The sequence below is a fragment of the Pseudoalteromonas sp. S2755 genome (genome assembly GCF_005886535.1).
In the GTDB taxonomy this organism is placed as follows: Bacteria; Pseudomonadota; Gammaproteobacteria; order Enterobacterales; family Alteromonadaceae; genus Pseudoalteromonas.
Genome location: NZ_PNDS01000095.1, coordinates 23,710 through 49,755, shown reverse-complemented (window position 1 = coordinate 49,755; position 26,046 = coordinate 23,710). Strand labels below are relative to the sequence as shown.

Sequence of the window (26,046 nt, the reverse complement as noted above, 5' to 3'; positions counted from 1 at the left end):
ATCAATTTGAAGGGTGAAATACCATATTAGCTTCGTTAAAAATTTCTCATTTAGAACAACTAAATAGCAAAATTTTTGCCTTGCTACTAAAGCTATTTCCCCGCTTCAAGATAGATCATTTACTTAATACAACTGGTATAACTAAGTAAAGTAATGATAAGAAAAGTACTCTCTTTAGAAGATATATTAGCTAAAAGTTTAGCTATAGAAATAAAACCCCCTCGCATAGAAGGGGGGTTATTTTAGCCAACTAACCATTTCGCCATAAAGACGATAACAGGTAACGTAACAAGCGTTCTTAAAATAAAGATAAGGAATAGCTCCCACAAATTCACTGGGATTTTACTACCAAGCAGTAATGCCCCAACTTCAGACATGTAAATTAATTGGGTAACACTCATTGCGGCAACAATAAATCTAGTGGTATCACTTTCAATAGAACCTGCTGCGAGGATTGACGGAATAAACATATCAGCAAAGCCTACCACGATCGTCTGTGCTGCTTTTTCGGCTTCTGCTACATTGAGTAGTTCAAGGTAAGGAACGAAAGGAGTACCTAAATATTGAAATGCAGGGGTGTATTCAGCGATGATCAGGGCAAAAGTACCAACGGCCATAACCACGGGAAGTACAGCAAATACCATATCTAACGCATTGTGCAGGCCTTCTTCTAATGTTCCTTTAAGCCCTGGTGCTGTTTTAGCCTTAGCAAGCGCAATATCCAAAGAATGACCTAACAGGCCTTTTCCTTCTGGCACCGCTTCTGAATCCTGATTGTGATCGCTACCATCTACGTAGATATCCTTTTTGAACCTTAGCGGTGGTAAGCGCGGCACTATAATTGCTGCAACAAAGCCAGCTGCACATACGGTGAGGTAAAAAGGGGCGAACAGGTGTTCGAGTTTAACTTGACCAATAACAACTAAGCAGAAAGTAATGGAAACCGCAGAGAATGTAGTACCAATGATTGCCGCTTCTCGTTGTGTGTAATGCTTATCTTCGTATTGGCGAGCAGTCATCAAGATACCTACACTACCATCGCCAAGCCAAGAAGCGACACAGTTTACCGCGCTACGCCCTGGCACACCGAATAACGGACGCATCACTTTGGTTAAGAGTGTGCCAACCATCTCTAGTAGACCAAAGTTAAGTAGTAATGGCAATAACAAGCCGGCAAGAATAAAGACAGAAAAGAGTACAGGTAGCAAGTCATTCAGCACTAGTGCTCCTGTATTTTCTGAATGGATCGCTTCTGGACCAACACCATTGAAGGTAAGCACAATAAACACCATCCCAATTAGTCGGGTTATCAACCAAACCCAGCTAACGTCAAATAAGTGCTTTATTATGGTTATTTTTAATAGCGCTTGGGGTCTTAGGAGCTTCATCACCAAACTCATGATCCCGGTAATACATACTATTGCGACAATCATGTCGTTAATAAAAGGAGCGACTTGCGCTTGTAACCACTTCGCCATAACAGCGATTGGGATAGTCATTGCTTCCCCCACCGCCACTGGCGTCATAAATAAAAAGATACCAATCAATGACGGTACGATAAACGCAAACCACGTTTGTAAGGTGGAGCGTGGTGTCATAGTGCTCTCTGTCATTTTTACTTCCACAAAAACAAAGAAAAGAGCCGAAGCTCTTTTCGTTTTTAAATTATTATATTTATTAGATTGTTAGACCTTTTTGTCTAAGCAAAGTGATCAAGGCTTGATGCAGGTTATTCATGGTGTTTGCATCAAGTACGTTACCTTCGCTATCCTTCCAGGTAATTGAAGTACGCGTATCCTGCGCTTGCGCGATCTTTATCGTGTAATCACCATTGTCAATTGGCAACACAACCGCTTCTTCACCCCAAATAGAGTCCCAAACGCTGCTTTCAGGCGCTTCGTAACGAACCAAAACTTCCTGCTTTTCTCTATCGACACGAACAACCGTAAAGTTACTTCTTTCAAGGAAGTTTGAGAAGCGATCAAGCACCGCTTCCTGACCTTTTTCAGTCAGTAGCGCCGAATCACCATTCTTGTCAAACCCAAGTTCAAGTGCCAGTACCCCTTGGCGCTTACGCATTTCAACTTGCAGTAGACGATATTGATAGTCAAATTCTGAAACAACTTCGTTCAGTGCCCGAACTTCGAGGTGGTTTTTCTGAAGCGCAGTTAACTCACCATCGCCTTGATAATCGACCAACTCCGCACGAAGTGATGCGGTGCGCTGGTGCTCTTTTTGCTCCAAGGTAAATTTAAACTTTTGCTTGGACGGCTCTGTCGCTTCTTCCCAAAACCAACCTTCTTTTGCTTTGATCAGAGAATACCAGGTTGTGGTCACTGAGCCTTGTGCCTTGTTATCGCTTTCAAGTCCGGCATTGTGCATCGCCACAACGCCATCCACAGCGCGCCAAATAAATGCCGGTAAATCTTCTATACCGTCATTCTTATCAAAAAAGATCCTTGCAGCTTCTTCGCCCTGCTCTACCCAACTGCCTTGCGCAACTGTTAGTACCTGTTGCGGGGCACGGTAACTTACCGGTTCAGCTGTATTTTCATATTGGCCGACTGGCATTGCGAATTCTGGGTCTCGATAAGGCTGAGCTAACCCCTCTGGGGCTTTCACCGGTGCATTTGCACGATAATTTCTTTCATGATGTGCATCATTTGTGAAAATACTACAGCCGCTTAGACTCACGGCAATTCCAAGAACCAGTGATTTTGGGATCCAATACTGCACTCATTTACTCCTTAGCAAACCCTATTATTATTCGAATCAAAGTTATGATTTAGGATTGCCGAATTGGTTCACACAAAGTTGCCAAAAATTGACAATCTCTGAATTAATAACGCTATGGTATCAAATATTCCACGTACTATACTGGGAACACGTATCTCATAGCCAAAATTTTGCCTTATGTTACTTGTCATACATTAGAAAAACAAGCAACCATGCCGCGCAACCCTAATTCTATTTTTTATTACAACGCGCTAGCGCTAAAACTCAGATATGGTAGTATTTCGCGTTAACTATTAACCTTGAGCGCATTACGTGAAATCAGAGGTTCCAAAATGACCATGCATGCAAACCATCAACTTGTCTTAACCGCAATAGGAGAAGACAGATCTGGTATTGTTGGCGAATTGACACAGCTTGTAAGTGACTGCAACTGTAATATTATCGACAGTCGTATCGCAATATTGGGAAATGAATTTACCTTTATTATGTTACTCGCCGGTGACATGGCGTCTATTAGTCGTGTAGAACATACCTTACCAGCCAAAGGGATGGAACTCGGCCTCTTAACCATGATGAAACGCACGTCAAGCCATCAGCAAGGCGAATACAGTGCAGGTTATACTTTGGAATATGAAGGACTAGATACTCCCGGTACATTAAGCAAAGTAACGCGCTATTTTGCAGCCCAAGGAGTGAATATTTGTTCACTGAAGTCAGATACCTTTGAGCAAGAAGACGAGCTACATATGCGCTGCGAGCTTGAGTTTAATATTCCAGTGGATGTGGATATTGATAACTTTAAAGTTCAGTTCGAAGATCTTTCTCACTCCTTAAACGTAGACTATATATTTAGACGCATTCGCTAAGGATTTACTATGAATACTTTAAAAGTTGGTGATCAAGCGCCACGATTTTCACTGCAAAACCAAAACGACGAGACCGTTGAACTTACGACTTTATTAAAGTCTCACCAAGTCTTAGTCTATTTTTACCCTAAAGCATTGACCCCGGGCTGTACGGTTCAGGCCGAAAATCTACGCGACCACAAAGCTGAACTAGCTGGATTAAACACCGTAGCCGTTGGCATCAGTCCAGATCCTGTGAAAAAGTTAAAGAACTTTGAAAATAAAAAAGAACTTAACTTTGACTTACTTTCGGATGAAGATCACGCGGTAGCCGACGAGTTTGGTGTGTGGGGACTAAAGAAATTTATGGGTAAAGAATATGATGGCATTCATCGCCTATCTTTCTTAGTCGGTCAAGACGGTACCATCAAGCACGTGTTCAATAAGTTCAAAACCAAAGATCACCACGAAGTTGTGATTAACTACTTGAAAGAAAGCGCTTAAAGTAACTGGCCAAACCGTATTTACGTATATTTAAGAAATAAAAAACGGAGCAAATGCTCCGTTTTTATCGCTTCAACTGACTTTAATCAAGCGCTTTTTCTACTTTATCAAATAGGGTCGTGATCTCTTTACTTGGCTCCTTGGTCAGTAGGCTGACCGCAAAGATAGCGATTGTCGCGACAATAAACCCAGGGACAATTTCATATAATGTCGCACTAAGCGGCTCACCATTATAAGTAAACGGACCATAGATCCATACCAACACAGTCACCGCACCAGATACCATACCAGCAAGTGCTCCAGCAAAGTTCATGCGAGACCAGAATAAGCTTATCAACACCAGTGGTCCAAATGCCGCACCAAAACCAGCCCAAGCATTACTTACAAGATCTAGAATCGAGCTATCTCTGTCATATGCAAGATAAATTGCAGCAAGCGCTACAACTAACACGCTAGTACGACCAACAAGCACCAGTTCCTTATCCGACGCATTCTTATTCAAGAAAATCTTATAAAAGTCTTCCGTTAACGAGCTCGAACTCACCAACAGCTGTGAAGAAATAGTACTCATAATTGCGGCAAGAATAGCTGCAAGTAAAAAACCTGCAATTAGTGGGTGGAACAACAGCTGAGATAAAATCAAGAAAATGGTCTCGGCATCATCCACAACAATCCCACGTTCGTGTGCGTAAGCTGCCCCAAACAAACCAGTACCCACAGCACCGAGAGCTGCGACTATCATCCAGCTCATACCTATGCGTCGTGCCGTTGGCATGTCTTTCACACTTCGAACAGACATAAAGCGCACAATAATATGAGGTTGACCAAAGTAGCCAAGCCCCCAAGACATGGCTGAAATAATGCCTATTGCACCAGCCGATCCAACCCAAGTTAACATCGTTGGATTTAACTCATTTAGGGTCTGAGATAGCGGATTATCGAGCAGTGAGAAGGTAACTAAAGGCACTAAAATCAAGGCGATAAACATGATGCAACCTTGAACAAAGTCAGTCAGACTTACCGCTAAAAAGCCGCCAAACAAAGTATAAAGCACAACCACGCTGGTGGTGATGTATAAACCACTCTCGTAACTCAAGCCGAATGAGCTTTCAAACAGTTTACCACCGGCAACTACACCAGAAGAGGTATAAAGCGTGAAGAAAACAATGATCACCAACGCTGAGACTATTCTTAACGCGTTTCCTTTATCTTCGAAACGATTTGCAAAATAGTCAGGAATGGTGATCGCATCATTTGCATACTCGGTATAAACACGTAGGCGTGGTGCAACCAATAAATAGTTAAGCCAAGCACCGATCACAAGGCCAATTGCAATCCATGTACTGCTAAAACCATACAAGAACATGGCGCCAGGTAGACCCATTAAGATCCAACCGCTCATGTCGGATGCACCCGCTGAAAGCGCCGCTACACTTGGTGGTAAGCTACGACCGCCCAACATATAGCCCGACACATCACTGGTCGACTTTTTATATGCGTATAACCCAATTCCCAACATCGCAATAAAATACAGTGCGAGAGAGATTATCGTACCTATCTCCAAATTAGCCTCCTAAATTGTTCGTTGGGCTCTTCTCCAAATGTGAGCTTTTTCTATCACTTAGTTATTCGATTTCTAACTCACTTTGAATAAAAGCCAAAAACATAAAGAACCCACTATAACACGCACAAACCATACACCCAACCACCTGCGACCATTGATCAAAACAGCATTTGATTCGTACCTAATTCAACAGGTTAATTATCGTTCACCCTATGTTCTGTATTTACCCATATTCTGTAAACTCAATTTCCCAACGTGACCTGGTTGCACTTTTACCTTATATTAAAGCCAATAGCATTTTGTTTGGACGGTAGTATCTATGTACTTTTACGCGGCTCGCCAGCCAATTTTTGATGTCCAAAGGGAATTGATTGGCTACGAACTTTTATTTCGTGATGGTCTAAATAATGTATTTCCCGAAATTGACGGTGATGAAGCAACAAGTCGCTTGGTTGAAGGCAGCCAGTTTACTTTTGGCCTTGATGATCTCACAAATCAACGCCCTGCTTACATTAACTTTACCCTAGAGACGCTAGCAAAAGGCTATGTGCAAATGTTAGCGCCAGAACAAGTCGTCGTCGAAATATTAGAAACAGTGCAACCGGGAAAGCGACTTTTAGCGTGTGTAAAAGAGCTAAAAGAGCAAGGCTATACGCTTGCACTTGACGATTACAATCACCAGAATGTGTGGCGCCATTTTTTTCCCTATATTGACCAGATAAAAGTCGATTTTTTGGCAACTAACCTAGAACAAATCCATGTCATTAAAACCGCGATACAGGATTTCCCTAATATAGATTTAGTGGCTGAGAAAGTAGAGACCTACGAGCAATTTGAACTCGCCAAGTCGCTTGGATTCAAATATTTTCAAGGCTTCTTTTTTGCCAAGCCCGAAATGGTCAAAACCAAAGCACTAGCCCCCTCGGAATTAGCCATGGCTGAATTGCTTTATGAGACTTCGAGCGTTGAGCCCGATCTTACTAGGATCACTCAGGTCTTTGAACGCGATGTAAATCTAAGTTACAAACTTCTTCGTTATGCAAATAGTGCCGTATTTAAACGCCGAGCAGAGATATCGACGATTAAACAGGCCTTGGTTGTACTCGGGAGCGATGAGCTTAAACGTCTGATCTCATTATTGTTTGCTTCACAGCTCAATACTGAAAAGCCCAAAGAGCTACTTTCACTCTCATTATTGCGCGCACATTTTATGGAGGCAATAGCAACCAAGGCCAATAAAATCTCCGATACTGGAAGTACATTTTTGGTTGGCATGATGTCACTGATGGACGCCATTCTCGATGACGATATGGCAAGCTTATTAACGAAATTACCCTTATCTCAAGAAATTAAATCAACTCTGCTGAAAAAGCCGAGTGCTTTTGGTATCTATCTGGACCTTGCTGAATCTATGGAAAAAGGTGACTGGGATAGCGTTGAAACCATGTCAAAATCTCTTGGTGTAACCAGCGAAAATATCGCAGAGCTATATCAAAAATCGCAAATTTGGAGTGATGCCCAAATAAAAGCGATAGAGTAACCAGCCAAAGGATGCGACAATCTGTCGCATCCCGCTAAACGCCTGATAGCGATAAAATAAGTTCACTAAAACAACTTCAAAGTGAACATATGAAACGCACTCTGCTCTCTCTTGCTATTGCTTCCTTATCATCCATAACGCATGCTGATGAAATTGAAAAAATCGTTGTTATCGCACCGATGCAAACACCAATCACGCTTGCAACGGACGCGAAAGCAGTACGCCAACCTCTACCCGCACAAGATGGTGCGGATTTACTTTCTTCAATTACGGGGTTTTCACTAATTAAAAAAGGCGGCGCAAGCGCAGACCCTGTGTTTCGTGGCATGGCAGGCTCTAGAATAGCCATTATCGCCAATAATGGTCAAACGCTTGGCGGTTGCGGTAGCCGCATGGACCCGCCGACGGCATATATTACGCCACAATCCTATGACACCTTAAAGGTCATCAAAGGCCCACAAACTGTGCTATATGGTCCTGGCAACAGTGCTGCGACTGTGGTGTTTGAGCGTGAGAATGAACGTCTTGCTAAGTCTGAAGTAATCGGTTTCGCCAATGCGGTGCTTTCAAGCCAAGGTCGCCATAGTATTAATAGCGATATCAAAGCTGGTAATGAACACGGCTACGCCCGGTTCGCTGCAAATTACAGTGATGCCGATGATTATGAAGATGGCAATGGTACCAAAGTTCACTCGGCTTACGAGCGCTGGAATCTTGACACCGAGTTCGCTTACACTCCCAACGATGACGCCTTCTACTCCATGACTTACGGGGTGAGTGATGGAGAAGTTGCCTATGCCGATCGTATGATGGATGGCAGTCTCTTCGACCGTGAAAATATTGGCCTGAATATCAAGCTATCTTCCTTTTCATCACTGATTGAAGAATTAAAGTTTAACGCTTATTATAATTATGTTGACCATATTATGGACAATCATAGCTTGCGTCCTTTTGTTGCTAACATGATGATGAAAGCCCCAACCTCCTCCAATCCTGACCGTAAAACATATGGCGCGAACCTCACATTAACTTCAGAGATCAATACCCAGCATACTTTTGTCTACGGTGTCGATTATCAAGCAAACGAGCACCGTAATCGAGTCAGCCGAGATCAATTCAACAACCCGGTAGAAACGATGCCTCGCCAAATAGATGCTGAATTTAGACAACTCGGTGTATTTGCCGAGTTCGAATATCAATTGAGTCGCTCCAGCCAATGGGTTAGCGGTTTGCGCATTGATGATTGGCAAAGTGAAGATCATCGCACCATGTTAAACACAATGATGTCAATGAAACCAAACCCAACCGCCCTACAAACAAGAGACGATACGTTATTAAGCGGATTTAGCCGTTATCAAGCGCAAACTGAAAACAGCAGCTATTTTGTCGGCTTCGGCGTTACAGAGCGCTTTCCCGATTATTGGGAAGTGGTTGGTGGCAGCCGAGGAAGTGAAACATCTATTTCCGCCTTTAATGTCGATACCGAAAAGACCATGCAATTAGATGCTGGATTGATAAAGCAGTTCACAGACGTTAACTTCAATTTCTCGGCGTTCTATAACCAAATTGACGACTATTTACTGATAGACGATATGTTTAAAAAGATGAATATGATGTCAAAAGTGACCAGAAATATTGACGCGGAAACCTTCGGCTTTGAAGGGGAAGTAATGTGGCAAGCGAGCAAAGCGCTACAACTCACTGGTAGTATCAACTACGTAAAGGGTAATAACCTTACTGACAATCTCGCATTAGCTCAGCAACCGCCCCTACAACTGCGTATTGCGAGCAATTACCAACTAAGCGATAAGTGGCAACTAGGCGGATTAGTAAGATTAGTACAACATCAACACAGAGTAGCGATTGGACAAGGGAATATTGCAGGGCAGGACGTCACTGAGACGGCAGGCTTTGGCACGCTTTCACTCAATACCAATTATCAATATAGCGATGCATTACAGCTCAGTGCAGGAGTAGATAATGTACTCGATAAAACCTATGCCGAGCATTTAAGCCGCTCCGGCGCCGCGGTAAGTGGCTTTGACCAGATTGACCGAGTCAATGAACCTGGACGAACGCTCTGGGCAAATCTCAACTGGCGCTTTTAACCGTATACTCAGATAACCAAAAGGTCGGCGATTGCCGACCTTGTTTTTACAAGTTCTCTAAAAAGTTCTCATCAAAATCATCCGGCTCTTCTTCTATTGGCGGATTGCCATCGAATAGCTCGTACAACTGGCGTTGATAATAGACATCCTTCAAAAAAGTGTATGGATCAAGCGACTCATTTAGCAGCTTTTCCTGCGACATCAAAGCCGCTCTTGCTTCAACCGCACGCAGAGCAAATACTAATACCGTTTGTGGCGTAGTGAGTGCGATTTCTGGCAACACAAAGTTATCGACTACATCACCCGTTAAGTTTCTCGCGGTCGTCGGTCCCATACCTGGGAGCATAATATATGCACCATCGCCAACGCCCCATACCCCCAAAGTTTGGCCAAAGTCTTCATCTTTTAGTTCAAGACCTAGGGTTTTCGCGACATCAAATAGACCAAAAATACCAACGGTAGAGTTGACTAAGAAGCGAGCAACATTGATTGCCATATGGTCAGGCTTGCCCTGCAGCGCCGCGTTTACCGCATCGGTAGGTGCGGCGATATTGGTGGTGAAATTAACAACACTACTGCGTACCGGAGCGGGAGTCACCGCAACATACCCTTTAGCAACAGGGCGTAAAATATAGGCATCCAGCACATCCATGTTGAAATCATAGAGTGGGCGGTTAAGTGATTGAAATGGATCTCGTGGATCCTTTTTCTCTTCGGGTACTTGCGCACAACCGACAATGGTCAGCGCAAGTAAGCCCGTAAGCACGGCTTTAAGCATTTAATTCCCTGTATTTGTTAAGACACGACTAATCTCGACAGTGAGCTGATTTTCGCCCTGTTGAAGCTCAATTACGCTTGAAACACCCTCAAGTTCTCCATCTGAAGGCATTACTGAACCATCATTAGAAATACGAGCAGTGACCGTAATTTGAGAAAATTTCGACAAGGTTAATTCAGGCATCATTGCCATACTATCATCTAGGTTTACTGTCATTGGCAAGTTAAAGTTTGTAATTTTGGCTACCGCCAATGGCATTGTGGGTCCTTCAGCAGCTTTTGCAAAAACGAACAATGTACTGTTTTTAGGAATATTGTTCTGTAGCTCTGCTGAAATAGTTACCGTAGCGACAATACTGGCGTTAGCTGCCACAGTCTCTTCAGAATATTGACCTAGCTGTTGGTCGATTTCCGCAATCCGTCCTGCGATCATTTCATAACGCGGATCGTCTTGAGCCAATTGCGACAACAAGACTTCAAATGCGGCTTTCGATTCTTTCCAATCTTGGCGTTCATAAGCAATTAGCGCTAACAAACTTATCGCATCAACATTAGTCGGATCATTCTTAAGCACTTTTGATAACATTTTTGCCGCGCGATTCATACTAGGCTCTGAACCCTCTATCAATAACACTTGGCTATAGTTCACTAAGACATTATTGTTATTAGGCTGCATCACAAGGGCTTTGTCAAAAGCCTGCATGGCCATCTCAAAATCATTGAGTGACATTGCAACACGACCAAGTAACATCCATGCCACCGCATCATCGCCAGCAGTTGCTAGTTTGGTTCTTAGTCCCAGTGCAAATGCTTGTAATTCATTAGCGCTCAGCGGCTCACCTGTTTGCATTACTGCGCGCTCACCATACTCAGGTAACTTTTCAATGGCTTCATTCCAACTCGCTATTTGCCTGTGGTTCCCCGTGTAGTAGTAAAAAACACCGGTCACCAGAACCATAAAAGCAATACCTGTCAGCGCCAACACACGGTTGTCTCCGCGACTCGTCAATGATTGTTCAGGCGATAACTCATTCAATAAGCGACGTTTTAACTCAATCAAAGATTCATTATAACTGTCTTTTTCGATACGCTGATTAGCAAGCTCTTCTGCTAATTCTTCCAAACGCTGATGGTAAATATCGATACGCTCGGCATTTGCATCGTGATCAACCGTGATACGCTTTTCCTTTTTTATAAACGGAAAAACTACAAAGAGACCGGCAAATATGCCCAGCAGAAGAAATAAAAACCACATTTGGGTTAAATCTGTCGAGAATTCGCTCACTGCTCACGCTCCTGACGTTGATATTGGTTAATGAGCTCAGCCAGCTTTTGTTCGTCCGCTGCATTCCAATCTTGCTTTTTCGCAGCACGTTTTTGACGAAATACAATAAAGCCGAAGCCTAAAATAATGATTGCCACTGGTAGTACCCAAAGCACGATTGTTGCAGGCGTAACAGGTGGTTGATAATGAACGAAATAGCCATAGCGGTCGACCATATAATCAATAACCTCTTGCTTAGACTGACCTTCATTAACCAAAGCAATAACTTTGTCGCGCAGATCTTTGGCAACGACGGCATCTGAATCTGCAATGTTTTGGTTCTGGCATTTCGGGCAACGTAGCTCATGTGTCAGCTCTCGGAAAGTTTGCTCACGTTCCGCTGTAGCAAAATTATATTTGTCTTCCGTTGCTTGTGCTGCTGCGGTAATCATCATTAAAAGCAAAACAATTACATATTTCATTGCGTTAACTCCTGATAGATTGCCGCAAACTTAGTGCGCCATACGCGTTCATTGATATCGCCAGTATGATGCAACAAAATCTTACCTTGCTTATCTACCAAAAAAGTCTCTGGCGCGCCTGAAACCCCTAAATCCAGCGCTAATGTACGCTCCAAATCGAGAATATTAAATTGGTATGGGTTACCTGCACGAATCAGCATATTATTGACATCTTGTCTTAGAGCATTGATATCAAACTGGTCGCCAAAATCTGGATCATAAGCCTGCTCGTAATATAGACCAATTATTTTCACGCCGCGCGCTCTAAGCTCAGTTAAATAACCCAGCTCAGCGATACACGTTGGACACCAAGTGCCCCATACGTTCATTAAGTAGACTTCACCCTTAAGCGAGTCGGCCGTCCAGATTTTATCACTATCCATTAAATCGGGTAATGAAAACTCAGGCATAGTATGCCCTAAACGGCCTGTCTGAAGTTCTCTTGGATTACCGAAGAGTCCTTGATATAAAAACACACAAAGAAAAATAAATATCAAAAAAGGCACTAAACCTAATAACTTACGGTTCATGTTAAGCCTCCACTTGAGATGATTTTTTCACGCGGCTGCGGTAGCGTTTATCCGCAAGCACAATGAAGCCGGCAAAAGAGATGAGTAGTCCACCAAGCCACATCCAACGCACGTAGGGTTTGTGATAAATCCTCAGTGACCAAGCACCTGCAGAAAGCGGCTCGCCTAGAGCAAGATATAAGTCACGGAAGAAGCCATCATCAATCGCGGCTTCGGTCATAAACTGCATCCCTATATCATAGCGACGTTTTTCCGCGTATAACTCGACAACCTTGTTACCATTTTTGAATACCGTCACTACGCCTGCATGCCCACCATAATTCGGGCCTCGAATTTCTTTTACGCCATCAAAGCGATATTCGTACTCGTTTAGCTTCGCCGTTTCACCGGGTTTCATGCTTACAGAGCGTTCAACAGAGTATGCGGAAGTTAACGTCACCGACGCGATAACAAAAGCAATACCAACGTGCCCGAGCACCATTGCCCAATAGCTCAGCCCTAGCTTTTTAAAACCGATTGCTACACTTGGGTGAACGGTCACTTTATTAAATAAGTCAGCGGCAGTAGCCACACTTATCCACACAGCTAAAGCGGTCGCAACAAATGTCAGTGGTGCCACCACTTCATAGCTTGAGTACAACCAGGTCGCTGTGAGCACTAAACTAACCGCAATCAACACAGCCCACTTTTTCACCAGCGGCGGCATCTTATTTTGTTTCCAACGCAACATAGGCGCTAAACCCAGCAGAATCGCGAACGGAACGATTAATATCGCAAACATTTGATTAAAGAAAGGTACGCCAATAGAAATAGAGCCTAAGCCCAACTCTTTGTGGATCATAGGCAATAACGTGCCCAATAATACAATCAAGGTCGCAACCACTAAGAAGATATTGTTGATCCACAGCGCCACTTCACGCGAAATGAATTGATAACGCCCTTCGCTATACACTTGAGCTACGCGCATTGCGTATAGCGCTAAACTACCACCTACAACCACTGCTAAGAAGGACAGGATATACAAACCACGGTCAGGATCGGTTGCAAACGCATGCACCGAAACGATGATCCCAGAACGAACGATAAAGGTGCCAAGTAAGCATAAACTAAATGCAGTGATAGCAAGTAGCACTGTCCAAGACTTAAACACACCACGCTTTTCTGTTACTGCGAGTGAATGCAATAAAGCAGTTGCAACAAGCCAAGGCATCAGTGAAGCGTTCTCTACTGGATCCCAGAACCACCAACCACCCCAGCCTAGCTCTGAGTACGCCCACCAACTGCCAATGGTAATGCCTAGCGTAAGAAAGCCCCATGCAGCCATTGTCCAAGGACGTGACCATTTAGCCCAAGTGTTATCAAGTTCACCGGTTAAAAGCGCAGCAATTGCAAAAGAGAAAGACACGGATAAGCCCACATAACCCATGTAAAGGAGTGGCGGATGAATGATCATGCCGGGGTCTTGCAGCAATGGGTTCAAATCACGCCCTTCAACAGGGAAGTAAGGAAGCAAACGTTCAAACGGGCTCGACATCCAAAGGGTATAGAGCATAAAACCCACACCTAAAAAGCCGAGTACACCTAGCACACGCGCTCGCAATACCCATGGCAACGATTTTGACATCACTGCAACCAACATGGTCCACATGGATTGCATCACCAACCAAAGTAAGATTGCACCTTCATGCCCACCCCAAGTTGAAGTGATTTTATAATACCAAGGCAGGGTGCTACTTGAATGATGTGCCACATATTCAACTGTAAAGTCATTCATTAATGTGATGTAAATCAGCACCAAAAATGAAAATACCACGAGGATACACTGACCAACAGCCAGTGAAGGGGCAGCTTTCATCAGTCTTAAATTACCCGTATAAGCACCCCACAATGGAAAAATACAAAGTAATAAGCTCAATGCCATCGCCAGAACTAAGGCGAAGTAACCTATTTCTGGGACCATCTTAGTTCTCGCTGTTTAAATTATATTTTGGCTTTTCGTGCTTAATGCCTTTCACGGCTTCTGCCACTTCTGATGGCATATACTCTTCATCGTGTTTGGCTAGCACTTCAAACGCTTCAACTACATTAGACTCAACTAACGTACCTTGTGCTACGATACCTTGGCCTTCACGGAACAGATCAGGAAGAATGCCTTTATAACGAATAGTAACCATAGGACCGGTGTCGATAAGTTTAAATGACACATCTAAAGACGTTTCATCACGCACCACGGAACCTGGCACAACCATACCACCAATACGCAGTTTCTGACCTATCTGCGGTATTTCTTTTAACTCACCTTTACCTTCAACAAGCTCGCTCGGCGTGTAAAACAGATTAATATTTTCTTGTAGTGCGTAAAGCGTAAGCCCGACCGCCGCGCCAATACCAAAGATAACGGCTATAACGGTGAATAATCTTTTTTTGCGTCTAGGATTCATGCTTGCGACTCCTCTTTTGCTTTTTTAATGCGTGCTTCTCTTGCCATTTGCGCTTTAACTGCTTGCTTTAGCTTCTTACCATCCAAGATAGAGCCGACTAAAATACCAGCAAGTATTAATGCACATGAGCCGAATGAGAGCCAAACATAAAAGCCATAGCCACCCATGGCTAAAAATTCACTGAAGGATTCAAACTGCATGATTAACCCCTATTCACTAATTCGCGGACCCAAGGACGATGTTGCTCGCTTCGTAATATTTCATTTTTCAAACGAATTAGCGTAACCACGCCAAGCACACCTGCAAACGCCACTATGTTGATAAGCAAAGGCCACAACATGGAAGGATCAATCGCTGAAGTATCAAATTTGGTGATAGTTGACCCTTGATGCAGCGTATTCCACCACTCTACTGAGAAATGAATAATAGGCAGATTAACAACCCCGACAATGGCAAGGATACAGGCAGCTCGACCACCTGATTTTTTATCTTCAAAGGCGTGATATAGAGACAAAACACCAAAATACAAAAACAAAAGGATAAGCTCTGACGTCAATCTTGCATCCCAGACCCACCAAGCGCCCCACATTGGTTTACCCCAAGCAGCACCAGTGATTAACGCAATTGCGGTCATTGCCGCACCAATTGGCGCAATGGCAATTACCGCCAGTTCAGCATTTCGAATTTGCCATACCAAGGCAACAATAGCTGCAATAGCCATAGAAGAGTATGCACCCATCGACCAGATAGCCGATGGCACATGAATAAAGATAATACGATAGCTATCTTTTTGTTGGTAGTCGGCTGGCGCATAGGCTAACCCCCAAACCCATCCAACAATTAAGCCCACTATCGCAATCACGGCAAAGTAAGGAAGCAAGGTGTTACACAGTTGGTAAGCACGCTCCGCTTTGGCATAAGGATGTAACCACTTCCACATTTTAACTTACACTCACTCTTAAAGCTGACGATATGGCAATTGGTGCGGCGACAATTGCGACGGCAAGCATCGCACCAAGGATTGCAAGTTGACCACCATACGCTAAAGACATGCTACTGGTATCTATGGCGGACGTTGCAAAAATCAATACGGGGATATAAAGCGGAAGGACGAGTAAACTCATTAAAATGCCACCCTTTTGCAATGCAACGGTGAGTCCTGCGCCAATAGCCCCAATAAAACTTAATAACGGTGTACCTATCAGTAAGGTCAATACAGTCGCATTAAGAGACTGCGACTCGAGATTCATTAACAGCGCGAACAAGGGCGCAAGCACCACCATTGGCAAACCACTGACTGTCCAATGCGCTGCTACTTTTGCTAATACTGATAGCGATAAAGGATAAGGTGAAGCAATCAATTGCTCTAATGAGCCGTCGTTGTAATCGTCCCTAAATAATTTATCTAGACCTAACATAGTCGATAAAAGCGCCGCTACCCAAATAATACCCGGTGCCATTCTGGTAAGCAGCGCAGGTTCGGGCCCAATTGCTAACGGAAATAAGGTGATCACGATTAAGAAAAACAACAGCGGATTGACTATCTCAGCGCGTTGTCTAAAAGCCAAGGTCACATCTTTGGCATAAACCGATTTAAAAGCTAACCAATAAGAATGTTGAGTCTGCATTACAAACGGTACTCCAACGCCAAAGTTTGTAACTGTGCAAAGTGTGCGGTGAGATCTTGGTGGGTCGTCAATAAAATGGCGCCCCCCTTGTCGAGATGAGACTGAAATTGGGTTTGCAACATGGCGACCCCTTTTTTGTCCAGCGCAGTAAATGGTTCATCTAGCACCCAAAGCTTGGCTTGATTTAGCCACAAACGTACTAACGCTACACGGCGCTGCTGACCCGCAGATAACGTTCGCACAGGTACATCTTCAAGTCCGATTAAGCCGAGCTTAGCAAGCAATGTATAAACTTCTTCTTCATCTGCCTGAGCGCCGTGAACCATAAGCCAATGTTGGACATTTTCGTAGGCACTAAGTTGTTGATTGACACCTGTCTTATGACCAATAAATAATAAATCGGCTGCGAATGAATCATAATCATCACGGATATCAGTGCTGTTGTAGCGGATCTGCCCTTCGTCCGCTCTAGCGAATCCAGCAATGATCCTCAACAAAGAGGTTTTTCCGGCACCATTTGGGCCTTCAATTTGCATGATCTGCCCCGCATGGAGAGTGAAACTTAATGAGTCAAACAAGCATCTATCTTGTTTGGTACAAGTGACGGCGTCTATCTCTAGCAAACTTGGGCTTCTCTTTACCTAAAATTGGGCGTTAGTCTAACATAATGGTATGGTAATACGAATAATCCGATGCGACCGATTAGCGAAAATTTGATTTAAAATAATGAATAAGCTGCCAATTACGACAAATACGACGACAGCATCTGTGATAAGCACAGATAATAGCGAAGTATCGAGATTAGACTTAGCCAAAAACCAACCGTTTGCAGCAAAGAATATCCAAATTAGTAACGATAAACTAAAAATGGATGTGGCAATTGATGGCCGCTGGCAAACTATCCAACTTGCGCTTAAGCCTCCAACTCAGCCCAATCAGCTTCCAGAAGCACAGGTTAGTATCGATGAAACTGGCAAGGTGGTCACCTTTCAAACGCCCAAATTACAAGCGCAAGTAACGCTGACAAAACAGCTTTTTGATATATTAACGACGCTAAAGACGCATACGCCAAACCCAGTAGTACAGTCTTCAGCAACCACGTTGCCAGACACCACATTACACATCAAGGCGCTTGATTTAAAAGTACCGCTTCCACAAGCCGTAGCACAATTGCTCGCAAGTGAAAACAAACTCATTGCGCATCTTAATGCTCAACAAAGTAATGTTTCCTTGCAAGTTGTCAATCAATTTAAAGACTTGCTGTTTAATACGGCTTTACCTAAGTCAATGATTGCAAAACTTATCTCTAGTCAACTTAGCAGCGTTGAGATAAAACCGCAGCCAAGCGGATTAACACTTAAAATTAATGACCGTCCTGTAATCTTATCGCCAATTAGCAGTAACTGGCCGGCTGCCACCACATGGCAAAAGGGCGAAGTAAAAACGGCTTTCAATGGGATTGATATCACTAAACCTGCGCAGCAAGTAAAAGTAGAAACCATAAAGCCGCTTAGCGCTTTGCTGCAACAGGTAAGCGCGGTTAGTAAGGAAGCCCAATCACCGCTTGAGTCACGCTTAGCATCAGTACATACGCTGGCGTATGACAAGCCGTTATTTGAAGTCAATTTGCAACAAATTAAGTCAACAGTAGCAAAAGCACTGCAAGTCCTGATCGGAAGACCTTTTGGGAAGCCACTCACAAGTCAGCTCAATCAATCCACGAACTCTCCGCTTAAAGACGACCAAAGTGATATATCGAAACGTTCGGCCTCAAGATTGTTTGCGCAAAGTGAGATAGTGAGTGCTCACAACGAAAATAAGCCAAGCACGCCACTGCAACAACTCACAAACCAAATAAAACTTAATCTTACAGAGCTGATGGCAAAGCAACCGTTACCACTGCAAAAAAGTCACGTACCTTTGCAAAGCGAAAAGTTAGCCAACTCTATTGCTCACTATTTACAACAACAGCTCGCAGCGACACCAAAATATCAAGCGCCACCAGTCGATTTTGAGGTGAAACAAAAGGCTCTGTCCTTATTATTGGACACTCTCACAGGTAAACAATCGCTTAACAATAAGCAAGTTGAACAGCTGACACAAGTCTTAGCGCGGCCGCTTTATCGTAAAGCGAGCTCTACACCTGTAGATTCTGCTAAAATATCCCAATTGCAATCTACACAATCACAAGGCAAACAAATAACCGCTACGCCTTCCCCAGCGCCACAGTCTATTAGCAATCAAATTAAAGGGATAATTGAAGCCCTGCTTACACTGCCCATGGCTAAACCCGAGCAAAAAGAAAACACACCAAACATGTTACGCCAAGCTTCTGCAACCATCGAAAAGCTCGTAAAAGCAGATACATTCAAACAAGCGCCTGAATTACAGAAATTAGTCAACCAAGCATTTACACGCTTGCTTGATGACCGTTCAGTCAACGCGCTTACCGTTAAAAACCAGTTAGAAAGCCAACTGGGCATGGCAACCTTTACTAACACGCCAACAAGTTTAGCTCAATCGAGCTTTACACAAATGTTGGAGCGTTTAATTGTGTCACTATTAGGTAGTCAGGTGGCAAATCAAGTTCAGAGCAATGAGCAAGCACCGCAAAAAATACAAGCTTTGCTGGATGCGCTGCTACCACAGCTGAAGCAGCTTTCCCCCAAGCAAACAGCTGACGCGCTTCAACAACCACAAGCAAAAGAGCTGTTAAACGAATTGGGGCAATTGCACAACCAATTACAACCGCAACAATCACACACTACAGCGACCAACTCTGCAAAACAAGACAGCGAAGCGCAGTTGATTGTTAACCTACTCTTCCCCACTAAAGTAGGACAAGAGCAACAGCAAACACAATTACAAATAGGTGAATATAAAAAGTCGCCCAAACCTGGCATGCCAGAGAAGTCTGTATGGTTTATTCGTCTTTGTTTTGATTTTGCAGAAAAAGGTCAGATCCATGCCCAAGCCGAGCTGATGGATAAGGCCCTAGAATGTGCATTAGTAGCTACCTCCAGTCAGGTCAAGCAGCTCGCAGAGCCACATTTAGCAATGCTCAGACATAAGTTAGCATCTCATGGACTACAAGTCGCAGAGATAGGCCTTAGGGAAGAAGCCAGCTTTCAAGATAAGTTCTTTAATGAACACGCAATTATCAACATTAAGGTGTAAAAAAGATGACACAAAAATCTGCTATCGGACTGTTATATGAAGCAGGAAGCGCACCTCAGGTCACCTTTAAAGGATATGGCGAGCTGGCAGAGGAAATTATTGCGCTGGCAAAAGAGAAAAACATCATGATCCATGAAGATGAATCATTAGCACAAACACTCAGTGCGCTTGAGTTACACCAAGAGATCCCAAGGGAGCTCTACTATGTGATTGCTGAACTCATCGCTTTTTCTTATATTATGCGTGGTAAGTTTCCACCTGGCTGGGAAGGTTTTCGTGGCAAGCTAGATATCAAGGCATAGCCAAAATTTTCTAGCTTGCTACTTGCTAGACGATTATTTTGATTTGTTATGTAACGACATGAGCAGCTCAGCCTCAGCTCTTGGCAACTCACACTCGCGCATCACCTCTTCAATATCAGCGCCAAGTTCCACCATTTTCACGGCACGAGAATACATTTTTGCGTCAGGGTCATCATATTTCTGTGCCGCTTGCTGATTCGCAACATCATTTAATTCTTGCTCGGTCGCGACCACCCGCTTACCAATACTCATGATACTGGCGCGTAACTCTGCAACTTCGCTGCGTAATATTGCTATTTGTTGCTCAGCACCTTGTAGTGAGCTCGAAAGTTGCGTTGTTTGGCCCTGCGCATTCTGTAATTTTTTACCCAGCACAAAAACAAACCTCAAGCATACTAATGCAAGTATGCTTGAGGTTATTGATATGACGAGTAAAACGGTTTGTGCGTTTACTACTTCAGACATCTAGATATGACTCAGCTCATCCCATTCATCATCGCTTAATAGCTTATTAAGATCGACTAAAATCAATAGCTCGCCTTCTCGATTTGATACGCCTTGGATAAACTTAGCGCTTTCTTCGGTGCCAATGTTTGGCGCGCTGTCAATTTCCGAGCTACGTAAGTAAACTACCTCAGCAACGCTATCTACTAAAATACCAATAACTTGCTTCTCGGCTTCGATAATCACAATTCTTGAATTATCCGTTACTTCTGCACTTTGCAGACCAAACCTAGCTCGCGTGTCTATAACCGTTACAACGTTACCACGCAGATTAATGATCCCGAGTACGTAGCTTGGCGCACCTGGGACTGGTGCAATTTCGGTATAACGCAATACTTCTTGCACTTGCATTACATTGATACCGTAAGTTTCCTCTTCAAGCTTGTAAGTAACCCATTGCAATACTTCATCATTACTATCAGCATTTTTGTCTGCAGAAAGTAGTCTATCTTGGCTCATGGTTTCACTCCATCAATATACTAGTTACTGCTCTCGACTATCGAGGCCTTGTTCTAGCAAACGGTTTAAATTCTCTACATCAATCAGCGCGCACATTTTCTCTTTAATCACCCCAGCCAACCAAGGCCGTTTACCATCTGCTGTGCGCCACTTTATATCTTCAGGCTTGAGTGTTAAGTTGTTGACTAGCTTCTCCGCTAACAGTCCCCAGTTACTATCCCCAAGCGTAATCAAATACTGGTAATCCAGAGCATCTTCTAATTTTGGTGTTAACTTCTCAGGCATTACCCATCGCGCAGTATCAACAACATTAAGCTTTTCTTCACGATTTAGCATCACGCCTTTAAACCATTTAGGTTTACCAAAGAGTTGATTGACTTCACCCAGTTGGTGTATTCCCCCAAGTGATTTAAGCGGAACCGCCAGAGTTAAGCCTGCAACTTCAAAAAACAATGCCTGAAATTCACCTTCTTGATAGGCTTCCCTTGCAGAAACAGATTCTATCGTTGTCTGTTCTTTGATAATAGATGTATTTTCAGTGACTTCAAGATCTTGAGCTAATTTACTCGGTTGTTCTTCAATAACTTCACTCACCGACTCCTGTCGCTCTGTTGCAACGACAACTGGAAGGTCTGTATCCTCAAGTTCGGATTCCGGCTCTTTTACTTGTTCAAGTAGCTTTGCAACCGGTGATAATTCGCATTGTTCAATCTCTGGCTCCTCTTGTAATAGGGCGCCAAGATACTGCTTCATCACCTTTTCATTTGCAAATAAATGCTTACTCATTATGCTCTCTAGCTTAACTGCTTTAAATAGTCCAAAAGTGCACGATAAGCGAACACGCCTCGTGATTTAGGACAAAATTGTACCGGGACTTGCTGTGCAAGACTCGCATCCCTAAATTTGGTATCTACAGGAACCACACCTGGCCAAACGGCCTCTTTGTATGTTGCTAGCAACGTTTTATACGCCTCCAACGACGCTTTGGTCCGTTTATCATACATAGTTGGAATGATAGTATATTGATACTGTTTCTGCTGTGAAGACTGCATCAGCTCCATTGTGCGCATCATTCTATCTAGTCCCTTCAAAGCCAAAAACTCAGTTTGGACCGGTACTAAAATTCGTTCACTCGCTGCCAATGCATTAACCATCAGTACCCCAAGGACTGGTGGGCAGTCTAAAATAGCATAGTCATATTGATCCGCTATTTTTTCGAGCGATTTCTTTAAGATAAGTCCCATACCCGTTTTATTACCCATACTACGATCAAGTGTAGCAATGGCCATAGTGGCAGGCAAAATATCAAGGTTCTCTATGGTTGATGGACAAAGAGACTGTAAAATTTCCTCACTCGTCATACTGCTGCCGCGTGCAAAAATGTCATACACACTGACTTCTAGCTCTTCAGAATCAATACCAAAGTAATATGTCAGTGAAGCATGTGGATCAGTATCAATAAGCAAAACTCGGTGCCCCTGTTCGGCAAGAATGCCTCCTAAGCTCACCGTCGTCGTGGTTTTACCCACGCCACCTTTTTGATTTGCTACTGTCCAAATTTTCACTCTATATTCCTTCGCTTATCACTATTGATTTCGTTCAATAGATACTATACCAACTCAGTGTTATTCATTCTTTTTAGACGTTTGATATTTACAAGCTTCAAGCAAAGCAACCAAGTAAATGACTTGGTCTATTGGCTACCCGCTTCTTTATTAATTCTCGCAGCAAAGTCTTGTAGGGCGATACTATCCGACGAAAGTCCAGCGCCAGCGACAGCCTGAGGCATACCATAAACAACACAAGTCGCTTCATCTTGCGCCCAAATAGTTGCCCCCACCTGTTTTAACATACGAGCACCATCTCGGCCATCTGCGCCCATTCCCGTTAAGACAATCGCTAACGTGTCGCCGCCATAAGCTTTTGCAACACTTGCAAATGTCACATCAACGCTGGGTTTATAGGTGATCCTTGGACTATCATCTTCAAACACTTTTAGTGTCTTACTGCCACCGCGATTTTCAACCAGCATTTGCTTACCACCAGGCGCTAAATAGGCCACACCCGGCATTAATCTATCACCTTGCTCCGCTTCCTTAACCTTAATCTGACATAAACTATTTAATCTTGCTGCAAACGCAGGTGTAAATGCGGCTGGCATATGCTGGATAAGTAAAATTGGATGAGGAAAGTTTGCAGGCAGCTGAGTTAGTATTGTTTGCAGTGCAACGGGTCCACCTGTTGATGTACCAATTGCAACCATTCCATATTTCTTACCCGATGCTCTAGCACCCGCAGCACTAGACGTACCACCAGATATCGGCCTCTGAAAGCTTCTATCCGGTTGAGGGATCGTTGCTCGTCCTGTATCAGCGCGAGTTGCTCTAGACTCGACGCGCTTTGGCGGGGTCGCAATAGTAGGGCGGGTAAAACGGCTAACGCGCCGGCGGCCAATTTCCTTTACCTTATTTTGTAATGATTTGATTGCTTCTTCGCTATTACGAGCGATGTCTTCAAACTTTTTCGGTAAGAAATCTACAGCGCCAGCATCCAGAGCATCTAACGTAGCACTGGCTCCTTCACGCGTTAATGAAGAGAACATTAAGATTGGGGTCGGCGTGGCCTGCATGATCTGCTTTACCGCACTGATCCCATCAAGCACAGGCATCTCTACATCCATCGTAATTACGTCTGGACGCAATGAAGCGGCCTTTTCAACCGCCTCCTTTCCATTAACTGCAAAATCTATAACTTTGATTTCACTGTCTTTTTCTAAAATTTCACTGACTCGACGACGGAAAAAACTTGAATCGTCTACGACTAACACTTTAACTGCCATTGGCAACGCTCTTTAATTTGCTCTACAGCAGAGCAGCAAATGCTGCTCTAGAATTCGAACCACGCCTAGTAAAATTAAGCGTAGTGTTTTAATAAGTTGGGGACATCAAGGATTAGCGCAATACCACCATCAGATGTGATGGTCGCACCGGCCATACCTGGTGTACCCTGTAACAACGCATCTAGTGGTTTAATTACAACTTCCTCTTGGCCTATCAGAGAATCAACCACAAAACCGACTTGTTTGGTACCAATTTGCGCAATGACAACATGACCTTCAGCCTTTCTCTTACTCCGGTTCGCACCTTTTACCAACCAATGCTCAAGATAAAATAATGGAATTGCCTTTTCTCTCACTATGATAGTCAACTGACCATCAACCACATTCGTTTTAGTCAAATTTAAATGGAATATCTCGTTCACACCAGCAAGTGGTAACGCAAACGTTTGCTCTCCGACTATCACCATCAGAGTTGGCAAAATAGCCAGTGTAAGCGGTACTTTTATCTCTAATACAGTACCTACCCCCAATTCTGATTGGATGTTCACCGAGCCATTCAACTGAGTAATCTTCGTTTTAACAACGTCCATCCCAACACCACGGCCAGAAATATCTGAAATTTGTTCTTTTGTTGAGAACCCTGGTGCAAAGATCAAATTATAGGCTTCGGTATCGGACAGTCGGCTTGCTTGATCGGAGTCAATAACACCTTTATTTATAGCGATTTTCTTAAGTTTCTCAGGATCCATACCGGCGCCATCATCTCGAATTGTGAGAAGGATGTGATCCCCCTCCTGAGATGCTGACAACGTGACCGTACCCATTCTTGGTTTACCCGACGCTTCACGTACGTCAGGCATTTCAATGCCATGATCTACTGAGTTTCTTACTAAGTGGACCAATGGATCTGCAAGCGCTTCAACAAGGTTTTTATCTAAATCCGTCTCTTCGCCTTGTAAAACTAGATTGATTTCTTTTTTCAAGCTGCGAGCAAGGTCTCTCACTACTCGAGGAAAGCGACCAAACACCTTTTTAATTGGCTGCATCCGCGTTTTCATCACAGCGCCCTGCAAGTCCGCGGTGACTACATCGAGGTTCGAAATAGCTTTCCCCATGCTTTCGCTGTTAGTGTTATTCGCTAAGCTAACCAAACGATTACGAACCAACACTAATTCACCAACCATATTCATGATTTCATCAAGACGTTTAGTATCAACTCGGACCGTGGTCTCAGCTTGCGCCGCAGGTTTCTTCGCTGCGGCTGGTGCGGAAGCTTTTGCAGCCTCTGGCTCTTTTTGCTGTGCTGGAGTCGCAGGTTTAGTTTCAACTTTAGGCGTAGGCTTTGAAGCGGGTTTCGGCGCTGGCGTTGCTTTAACAGGCTCAGGTTGAGCAGCCTTAGGCTCTGGGATATCTACTGGTGATTCATTTACCGCTTTAGGTGCACTGCCTTTACCATGAAGCTCGTCCAGCAAAGCTTCAAACTCATCGTCGGTAATTTCTTCATCGCCAGTAGACCCACTAGAGGTTGCTGGCGAGGTTGGTTTAGCCTTAGGTTCACTGGCTTCTCGGGCAACAGCATCTTCTGCATTTGGTGCTCCACCAAACTTACCAACACCATGGAGTTCATCTAAAAGGTTATCGAATTCATCATCGGTGATATCACCATCATCTGATGTTGATACAGCTTCAGGTTTAGTTGCCGGAGCAACAGCAGGCGCATTACCTGAGCCGTGTAATTCATCTAATAGATTTTCAAATTCTTCTTCTGTTATCTCATCGATGCTGGAACCACTATCATCGCCGGAGCCAACATCCGCGTCGAATAAAATATCATCCGCACTTAAATCTGGCACCACAGCCTCTGGTTCAGGTTCAGAATCAGATTCGTCAACCACCTCACTGACTTCGTCTTCAGATGCAGGCTGGCTAAGTTTGTGGAGTGTTTCAAGCAGCACAGGATCGGCAGCTTCAGGTTCCTCACGGTTTTGAATACAAGCGAACATTTCGTTGATCGTATCCAAAGACTGCAAAATAACATCCATTAATTCGGAAGTTACTTTTCGTTGCCCTTGTCGTAGTACATCAAACACGTTCTCCGCGCCGTGACAGGCATCAACCAGTTCGGTCATACCTAGAAAGCCAGCCCCACCTTTTACGGTATGGAAGCCACGGAAAATCGCATTGAGAAGTTCTTTATCTTCAGGATTATTTTCTAGTTCAACAAGCTGTTCAGATAACAGTTCTAATATTTCGCCTGCTTCAACAAGAAAGTCCTGCAAGATATCTTCATCGACTTCAAAGCTCATA

At 43.8% G+C, this 26,046-nt stretch carries 25 protein-coding genes; 6 read left to right on the top strand and 19 right to left on the bottom strand.

All coding sequences use genetic code 11. The features are described 5' to 3' along the window. Positions 1-242 precede the first annotated feature (242 nt). Positions 243-1,613, bottom strand: a complete 1,371-nt coding sequence (locus CWC03_RS15970) for a YjiH family protein (RefSeq protein WP_138582731.1) — start codon at positions 1,611-1,613, stop codon at positions 243-245. Positions 1,614-1,677: 64 nt separating this feature from the next. After that, positions 1,678-2,736, bottom strand: coding sequence for an NlpB/DapX family lipoprotein (gene bamC, locus CWC03_RS15965; RefSeq protein ID WP_138582730.1), 1,059 nt, complete (start codon positions 2,734-2,736; stop codon positions 1,678-1,680). A gap of 332 nt (positions 2,737-3,068) precedes the next feature. On the opposite strand from bamC, the gene CWC03_RS15960 reads away from it, so the two are divergent. Beyond that, on the top strand, positions 3,069-3,602 hold the full coding sequence (locus tag CWC03_RS15960; protein WP_010369065.1) for a glycine cleavage system transcriptional repressor: 534 nt from the start codon (positions 3,069-3,071) through the stop codon (positions 3,600-3,602). A 9-nt stretch (positions 3,603-3,611) separates the two neighbouring features. Beyond that, positions 3,612-4,085: a thioredoxin-dependent thiol peroxidase gene (gene bcp / locus CWC03_RS15955; protein WP_138582729.1), complete on the top strand. Its 474-nt coding sequence runs from the start codon at positions 3,612-3,614 to the stop codon at positions 4,083-4,085. A gap of 82 nt (positions 4,086-4,167) precedes the next feature. Here bcp and putP read toward each other — a convergent pair whose 3' ends face one another. Beyond that, entirely contained in the window at positions 4,168-5,649 is a 1,482-nt protein-coding gene (gene putP / locus CWC03_RS15950) for a sodium/proline symporter PutP (protein WP_138582728.1), read from the bottom strand. A gap of 319 nt (positions 5,650-5,968) precedes the next feature. Between putP and CWC03_RS15945 the strand changes: the two genes are divergently transcribed. Together CWC03_RS15945 and CWC03_RS15940 are read left to right on the top strand one after the other, a co-directional pair. Then, the gene (locus CWC03_RS15945) at positions 5,969-7,189 is read left to right on the top strand and encodes an EAL and HDOD domain-containing protein (RefSeq protein WP_138582727.1); all 1,221 of its coding nucleotides are present in this window, start codon (positions 5,969-5,971) and stop codon (positions 7,187-7,189) included. An 89-nt stretch (positions 7,190-7,278) separates the two neighbouring features. After that, positions 7,279-9,297 carry a TonB-dependent copper receptor gene (locus CWC03_RS15940; RefSeq protein ID WP_138582726.1) on the top strand — a complete coding sequence of 673 codons (2,019 nt, stop codon included), beginning with the start codon at positions 7,279-7,281 and terminating at the stop codon, positions 9,295-9,297. A gap of 46 nt (positions 9,298-9,343) precedes the next feature. On the opposite strand, the gene CWC03_RS15935 is transcribed toward CWC03_RS15940, so the two are convergent. The 10 genes from CWC03_RS15935 to ccmA are packed head-to-tail and all read right to left on the bottom strand — an operon-like array spanning position 9,344 to position 17,081. Beyond that, positions 9,344-10,075 carry an MlaA family lipoprotein gene (locus tag CWC03_RS15935; RefSeq protein ID WP_138582725.1) on the bottom strand — a complete coding sequence of 244 codons (732 nt, stop codon included), beginning with the start codon at positions 10,073-10,075 and terminating at the stop codon, positions 9,344-9,346. Further along, positions 10,076-11,329, bottom strand: a complete 1,254-nt coding sequence (gene ccmI / locus CWC03_RS15930) for a c-type cytochrome biogenesis protein CcmI (RefSeq protein ID WP_502705373.1) — start codon at positions 11,327-11,329, stop codon at positions 10,076-10,078. A gap of 26 nt (positions 11,330-11,355) precedes the next feature. Further along, positions 11,356-11,820: a cytochrome c-type biogenesis protein gene (locus CWC03_RS15925; RefSeq protein WP_138582723.1), complete on the bottom strand. Its 465-nt coding sequence runs from the start codon at positions 11,818-11,820 to the stop codon at positions 11,356-11,358. Then, a complete protein-coding gene (locus tag CWC03_RS15920; RefSeq protein WP_138582722.1) occupies positions 11,817-12,389 on the bottom strand; it encodes a redoxin family protein in 573 nt (190 codons plus the stop codon). The genes CWC03_RS15925 and CWC03_RS15920 overlap by 4 nt, the downstream gene beginning before the upstream one ends. A 1-nt stretch (position 12,390) precedes the next feature. Further along, complete coding sequence (locus CWC03_RS15915) at positions 12,391-14,349, bottom strand: heme lyase CcmF/NrfE family subunit (protein WP_138582721.1); 1,959 nt, start codon at positions 14,347-14,349, stop codon at positions 12,391-12,393. Position 14,350: 1 nt separating this feature from the next. Continuing rightward, the gene (gene ccmE / locus CWC03_RS15910; protein ID WP_128727857.1) at positions 14,351-14,830 is read right to left on the bottom strand and encodes a cytochrome c maturation protein CcmE; all 480 of its coding nucleotides are present in this window, start codon (positions 14,828-14,830) and stop codon (positions 14,351-14,353) included. Then, positions 14,827-15,030 carry a heme exporter protein CcmD gene (ccmD, locus tag CWC03_RS15905; protein ID WP_099030292.1) on the bottom strand — a complete coding sequence of 68 codons (204 nt, stop codon included), beginning with the start codon at positions 15,028-15,030 and terminating at the stop codon, positions 14,827-14,829. Before ccmD ends, ccmE begins: the two co-directional genes overlap by 4 nt. 2 nt (positions 15,031-15,032) lie before the next feature. After that, a complete protein-coding gene (locus CWC03_RS15900) occupies positions 15,033-15,770 on the bottom strand; it encodes a heme ABC transporter permease (RefSeq protein WP_138582720.1) in 738 nt (245 codons plus the stop codon). A gap of 1 nt (position 15,771) precedes the next feature. Further along, positions 15,772-16,458, bottom strand: coding sequence for a heme exporter protein CcmB (gene ccmB / locus CWC03_RS15895; RefSeq protein WP_010606377.1), 687 nt, complete (start codon positions 16,456-16,458; stop codon positions 15,772-15,774). Further along, a complete protein-coding gene (gene ccmA / locus CWC03_RS15890; RefSeq protein WP_081489968.1) occupies positions 16,458-17,081 on the bottom strand; it encodes a cytochrome c biogenesis heme-transporting ATPase CcmA in 624 nt (207 codons plus the stop codon). Before ccmA ends, ccmB begins: the two co-directional genes overlap by 1 nt. Before the next feature lie 103 nt (positions 17,082-17,184). On the opposite strand from ccmA, the gene fliK reads away from it, so the two are divergent. Together fliK and CWC03_RS15880 are read left to right on the top strand one after the other, a co-directional pair. Next, entirely contained in the window at positions 17,185-19,635 is a 2,451-nt protein-coding gene (gene fliK / locus CWC03_RS15885; protein WP_138582719.1) for a flagellar hook-length control protein FliK, read from the top strand. A gap of 5 nt (positions 19,636-19,640) precedes the next feature. Further along, the gene (locus CWC03_RS15880) at positions 19,641-19,937 is read left to right on the top strand and encodes an EscU/YscU/HrcU family type III secretion system export apparatus switch protein (RefSeq protein WP_010369096.1); all 297 of its coding nucleotides are present in this window, start codon (positions 19,641-19,643) and stop codon (positions 19,935-19,937) included. 33 nt (positions 19,938-19,970) lie between these two features. On the opposite strand, the gene CWC03_RS15875 is transcribed toward CWC03_RS15880, so the two are convergent. From CWC03_RS15875 to CWC03_RS15850, 6 genes are all read right to left on the bottom strand, one after another. Then, on the bottom strand, positions 19,971-20,402 hold the full coding sequence (locus tag CWC03_RS15875) for a DUF2802 domain-containing protein (protein WP_138582718.1): 432 nt from the start codon (positions 20,400-20,402) through the stop codon (positions 19,971-19,973). Then, a complete protein-coding gene (locus tag CWC03_RS15870; protein ID WP_010369098.1) occupies positions 20,403-20,900 on the bottom strand; it encodes a chemotaxis protein CheW in 498 nt (165 codons plus the stop codon). Between the two features lie 24 nt (positions 20,901-20,924). Further along, complete coding sequence (locus tag CWC03_RS15865) at positions 20,925-21,686, bottom strand: chemotaxis protein CheW (RefSeq protein WP_138582717.1); 762 nt, start codon at positions 21,684-21,686, stop codon at positions 20,925-20,927. A gap of 8 nt (positions 21,687-21,694) precedes the next feature. Continuing rightward, the gene (locus CWC03_RS15860) at positions 21,695-22,465 is read right to left on the bottom strand and encodes a ParA family protein (RefSeq protein WP_010369100.1); all 771 of its coding nucleotides are present in this window, start codon (positions 22,463-22,465) and stop codon (positions 21,695-21,697) included. Positions 22,466-22,593: 128 nt separating this feature from the next. Continuing rightward, the gene (locus CWC03_RS15855) at positions 22,594-23,739 is read right to left on the bottom strand and encodes a protein-glutamate methylesterase/protein-glutamine glutaminase (RefSeq protein ID WP_138582716.1); all 1,146 of its coding nucleotides are present in this window, start codon (positions 23,737-23,739) and stop codon (positions 22,594-22,596) included. 74 nt (positions 23,740-23,813) lie between these two features. Beyond that, positions 23,814-26,045, bottom strand: a complete 2,232-nt coding sequence (locus CWC03_RS15850) for a chemotaxis protein CheA (protein WP_138582715.1) — start codon at positions 26,043-26,045, stop codon at positions 23,814-23,816. Position 26,046: the final 1 nt, after the last annotated feature.

Bases quoted from the DNA above. Each gene is read 5' to 3' on its own strand.
- CWC03_RS15970 (WP_138582731.1), bottom strand. From the start codon at position 1,613: ATGACAGAGAGCACTATGACACCACGCTCCACCTTACAAACGTGGTTT.
- CWC03_RS15960 (WP_010369065.1), top strand. From the start codon at position 3,069: ATGACCATGCATGCAAACCATCAACTTGTCTTAACCGCAATAGGAGAA.
- bcp (WP_138582729.1), top strand. From the start codon at position 3,612: ATGAATACTTTAAAAGTTGGTGATCAAGCGCCACGATTTTCACTGCAA.
- CWC03_RS15945 (WP_138582727.1), top strand. From the start codon at position 5,969: ATGTACTTTTACGCGGCTCGCCAGCCAATTTTTGATGTCCAAAGGGAA.
- CWC03_RS15940 (WP_138582726.1), top strand. From the start codon at position 7,279: ATGAAACGCACTCTGCTCTCTCTTGCTATTGCTTCCTTATCATCCATA.
- CWC03_RS15935 (WP_138582725.1), bottom strand. From the start codon at position 10,075: ATGCTTAAAGCCGTGCTTACGGGCTTACTTGCGCTGACCATTGTCGGT.
- ccmI (WP_502705373.1), bottom strand. From the start codon at position 11,329: ATGTGGTTTTTATTTCTTCTGCTGGGCATATTTGCCGGTCTCTTTGTA.
- CWC03_RS15925 (WP_138582723.1), bottom strand. From the start codon at position 11,820: ATGAAATATGTAATTGTTTTGCTTTTAATGATGATTACCGCAGCAGCA.
- CWC03_RS15920 (WP_138582722.1), bottom strand. From the start codon at position 12,389: ATGAACCGTAAGTTATTAGGTTTAGTGCCTTTTTTGATATTTATTTTT.
- CWC03_RS15915 (WP_138582721.1), bottom strand. From the start codon at position 14,349: ATGGTCCCAGAAATAGGTTACTTCGCCTTAGTTCTGGCGATGGCATTG.
- ccmE (WP_128727857.1), bottom strand. From the start codon at position 14,830: ATGAATCCTAGACGCAAAAAAAGATTATTCACCGTTATAGCCGTTATC.
- ccmD (WP_099030292.1), bottom strand. From the start codon at position 15,030: ATGCAGTTTGAATCCTTCAGTGAATTTTTAGCCATGGGTGGCTATGGC.
- CWC03_RS15900 (WP_138582720.1), bottom strand. From the start codon at position 15,770: ATGTGGAAGTGGTTACATCCTTATGCCAAAGCGGAGCGTGCTTACCAA.
- ccmB (WP_010606377.1), bottom strand. From the start codon at position 16,458: ATGCAGACTCAACATTCTTATTGGTTAGCTTTTAAATCGGTTTATGCC.
- fliK (WP_138582719.1), top strand. From the start codon at position 17,185: ATGAATAAGCTGCCAATTACGACAAATACGACGACAGCATCTGTGATA.
- CWC03_RS15880 (WP_010369096.1), top strand. From the start codon at position 19,641: ATGACACAAAAATCTGCTATCGGACTGTTATATGAAGCAGGAAGCGCA.
- CWC03_RS15875 (WP_138582718.1), bottom strand. From the start codon at position 20,402: ATGTCTGAAGTAGTAAACGCACAAACCGTTTTACTCGTCATATCAATA.
- CWC03_RS15870 (WP_010369098.1), bottom strand. From the start codon at position 20,900: ATGAGCCAAGATAGACTACTTTCTGCAGACAAAAATGCTGATAGTAAT.
- CWC03_RS15865 (WP_138582717.1), bottom strand. From the start codon at position 21,686: ATGAGTAAGCATTTATTTGCAAATGAAAAGGTGATGAAGCAGTATCTT.
- CWC03_RS15855 (WP_138582716.1), bottom strand. From the start codon at position 23,739: ATGGCAGTTAAAGTGTTAGTCGTAGACGATTCAAGTTTTTTCCGTCGT.
- CWC03_RS15850 (WP_138582715.1), bottom strand. From the start codon at position 26,045: ATGAGCTTTGAAGTCGATGAAGATATCTTGCAGGACTTTCTTGTTGAA.